Source organism: Okeania hirsuta (assembly GCF_003838195.1).
Classification (GTDB): domain Bacteria; phylum Cyanobacteriota; class Cyanobacteriia; order Cyanobacteriales; family Microcoleaceae; genus Okeania; species Okeania hirsuta.
This window is the reverse complement of the sequence record NZ_RCBY01000439.1, coordinates 1-3,118: the sequence shown is the minus strand read 5'-3', so window position 1 is coordinate 3,118 and position 3,118 is coordinate 1. Positions and strand designations below refer to the sequence as shown.

The window sequence follows — 3,118 nt, the reverse complement described above, 5'->3', positions numbered from 1 at the left end:
CCCACCCTGTGGAGGAGTGGGGAAACCAGCACCCCCTTACCAACCCCCTTATGGTTGTTGTTTCTTGATTGGCATAATAATATCAACTGTAGTTCCTTGGTCTACTCCCTCACTATAGAGATGAATACTGCCATTCATCATTTCCATCAGACCGCGAGAAATAGCTAATCCTAATCCATTTCCTCCAAACTTACGCGTTTTTGTACCATCTACCATCACAAAAGGCTGAAACAGTTTATCTTGTTGCTCTGGATTAATACCAATTCCCGTATCTTCAATCTTAACTAAAACCCGATTTTCTTTCCCACCATAATTATCAGATAAATTATTTGTATTTTCAGCAACAATAAAGTTATTGTATTCTTGGATAAGACAAATATTAATACTTCCTTTTTCCGTAAACTTAATTGCGTTACTTATAACATTTTCAAACACTTGCTTCAACTTTTCTTGGTCAGCGTTAACAATTATTACTTGTTCAGGAATATTTAGTTTTAATAATAAAGATTTTTGTTTAATATATTCTCTAAATGAATCTATTGTTTCGTGTAATAATTTGCCAATATCGACATCCTGCAAATATATCGATAAAGTTTCTGAATCAATTCTACGAATATCTAGGATATCATCAATAATTCCTAGTAAATGAATGGCAGAATCATTAGCTTGTTTCAAAAACTCCTTTTCTTCTTCTTTCGTATCACAAAATCCATCATCAATCAATTGAATAGAGCCAATAATTCCATTGAGTGGAGTTCTTAATTCATGAGAAATATTAGCCAAAAATTCGCTTTTTAACTGGTTAGCAACTTGAGCTTCTTTAGAAGTAACTTCTAATTGATTTGCCCATCTTTTAAGCCTATAGACCATACTTTCCAATGCAATTGCTAATTGATTAAATTCACGAATTCTTAGACTTATAGGTACTTTATTGGGAGAGTCTAAATCATTGACAGCAAGAGCATAATCTCTAAGTTTTTCCAAAGGACGAGCTAAATCACGAGCCAAATAAATAGTTGCCATAACACTAGCACCAACTAAACCAAAAATCAGAATAATTAGAACTTTTTGAACTTGTCTAAGACCAGATAAAGCAAAGTCTATAGGTGTAATAGCTAAAACAATCCACTTTTTATCATCATCACGGTCTACAGGACTAGAAGTTGGTGCATATCCTACTAAAAATTCATCATCTGCTGATAATTTGAGTCCCAATAATTCAGGCAATATCTTTTTAAATTCATCAATAAATTCTCTCAGAGGATTACTATTACTCTTTTTTGAAATATCTATTTCTTCAAAAGAGAATATGTGGATAAAATCTTTTCTACCTTCCTGTGCATTTCTGATAATATGTTTTAGCCTTTCTGCATCTGGTCCATCAGAAATATTACGCCCTACTCTATCAGGATCTGGACTAGCTAAAATTGTACCTTTATAATTAATTACTACAGTTGAACCTGCCAGTGAACCTCTTCTGCGATTTGTTTGCATTGGTAAATCCGACTTAATGCTTAAGGCATAACGCAATTGTCTTTCACTACCTTCAGCAACATATACTGGTACACTCAAACCTAAGCTAACTTGTTTTTTCTGAGCAACCGTATCATCACTTGAAAAACTATCCGAGTTTAACTGTTCTGGCCATATATAACTTATATCAACATTAGACATCTCTCTAATTAGCTGTCTGTGCTGCGCAGGCCATATATTTAGTGATGGAGAATTTATTGATTCATGATCACAAGTATTAGCTATAATCTCAGAAGTTTGTAAGTTACTCAATTGAACGCATCTTACCTGAGTTGGTAACATTTGGTATAACTGCTCAACATATTTTTGATACTCTTCAGTTTGACCAGATTGAAGTACATAACTTTCGCTAGCATTAATTAGATTAGATTCTAAAGATTTAGCCCAAAGTTGAATATCTTCGGCCTTTCTGTCTGCGCTTTCTTTCAGATTTTGACGAGCAGTGTCTAGAAGTGTAGAACGTGCTTTTCTGTAGATGATATACTGTCCTAGTATTAATACTGGTACAGTAAGTAGTAAAATTCGCGACAGCAGAATCCTACGAAAGGAGGATTGAACTTGCTTAATCATAAGATTTTTTACTTAAGCTGCAACTTGCAACAGTTTTGACAATTATTTGCGTTTTTACTTCTGAGAATCTTTGAAAACTATAACTATTATCTATGAATATAGAATTTATCAGAATTCAGTTAATTTGATTTGAGTTTTTTATTTATTAACTCTTCCATGGTATACCGCATTTGATAATATTGCCTAGACAATATAAAGTTCTAAACTAAAAAAAATTTGAGATTTTGCCATTAATACAAATTAACTTTAATCGCATAACTACTTACATTTCAAATTATATATGCTAGATATTGTTCATAGATTTTTTTATATGTAGTTCTGCTTATTATAAAAGATATCTTTAGTGACTGCCATATTATACCAATTCAAAAAAACAATACCACAATAGTAAAGCTAAGAATTAAATAACGAAGAATAAAAGAAAAATAAATAATGATGTAAATATGTACTAAATAAGATTGGTTCTGTCACCTCTATGGATACACTTTTAATTTATTTTTTGTAGATTTGTTTTTGATAGTTAATCTTATACTCTGAAACAAATCATTTTTTTTAACTTTAAATTCCTCGTCAATGAAATTTATTTATCATCACAAGTATTTTGATGAATTGTTCAATAAATATATTTTATAGTCATAATCTTGAATTTAGTGAAAAACATCTCTAAAAATTTCAAATTCAACGAACTCTATTTATGGCGTTGCACAGTGACGAATGATTTTATATTTTTGATGAACAGGATTTTGGATTTGATAATTGCTAGAATGACTAATTAATAGTTTTTTTTAGTTAAAGTCTAAACTAATTTTTGGTAATATCATTCCATGCAGCATTTATTGATGCTTATGATTGGGTCATGCAAACTAATGTTCTGGGAATGGGATTATTTGCTGATGGAGGTATTCTGGCATCAAAACCTTATGCTGCTTCTGCAAATTACATCAACAAAATGAGCGATTAATGAACTACCCCGCCGTGTAGACGGACGGGGTTTCTAAGTCCCCGTCAACAAAGT

Annotated in this window: 2 protein-coding genes; one reads left to right on the top strand and one right to left on the bottom strand. The window is 31.7% G+C overall.

Annotated elements, in window-relative coordinates; genetic code table 11:
* Positions 1 to 48 precede the first annotated feature (48 nt).
* Positions 49 to 2,103, bottom strand: coding sequence for a sensor histidine kinase (locus D5R40_RS31485; RefSeq protein WP_124143943.1), 2,055 nt, complete (start codon positions 2,101 to 2,103; stop codon positions 49 to 51).
* An 808-nt stretch (positions 2,104 to 2,911) separates the two neighbouring features.
* Between D5R40_RS31485 and D5R40_RS36635 the strand changes: the two genes are divergently transcribed.
* The gene (locus tag D5R40_RS36635; RefSeq protein ID WP_161565147.1) at positions 2,912 to 3,064 is read left to right on the top strand and encodes a hypothetical protein; all 153 of its coding nucleotides are present in this window, start codon (positions 2,912 to 2,914) and stop codon (positions 3,062 to 3,064) included.
* Positions 3,065 to 3,118: the final 54 nt, after the last annotated feature.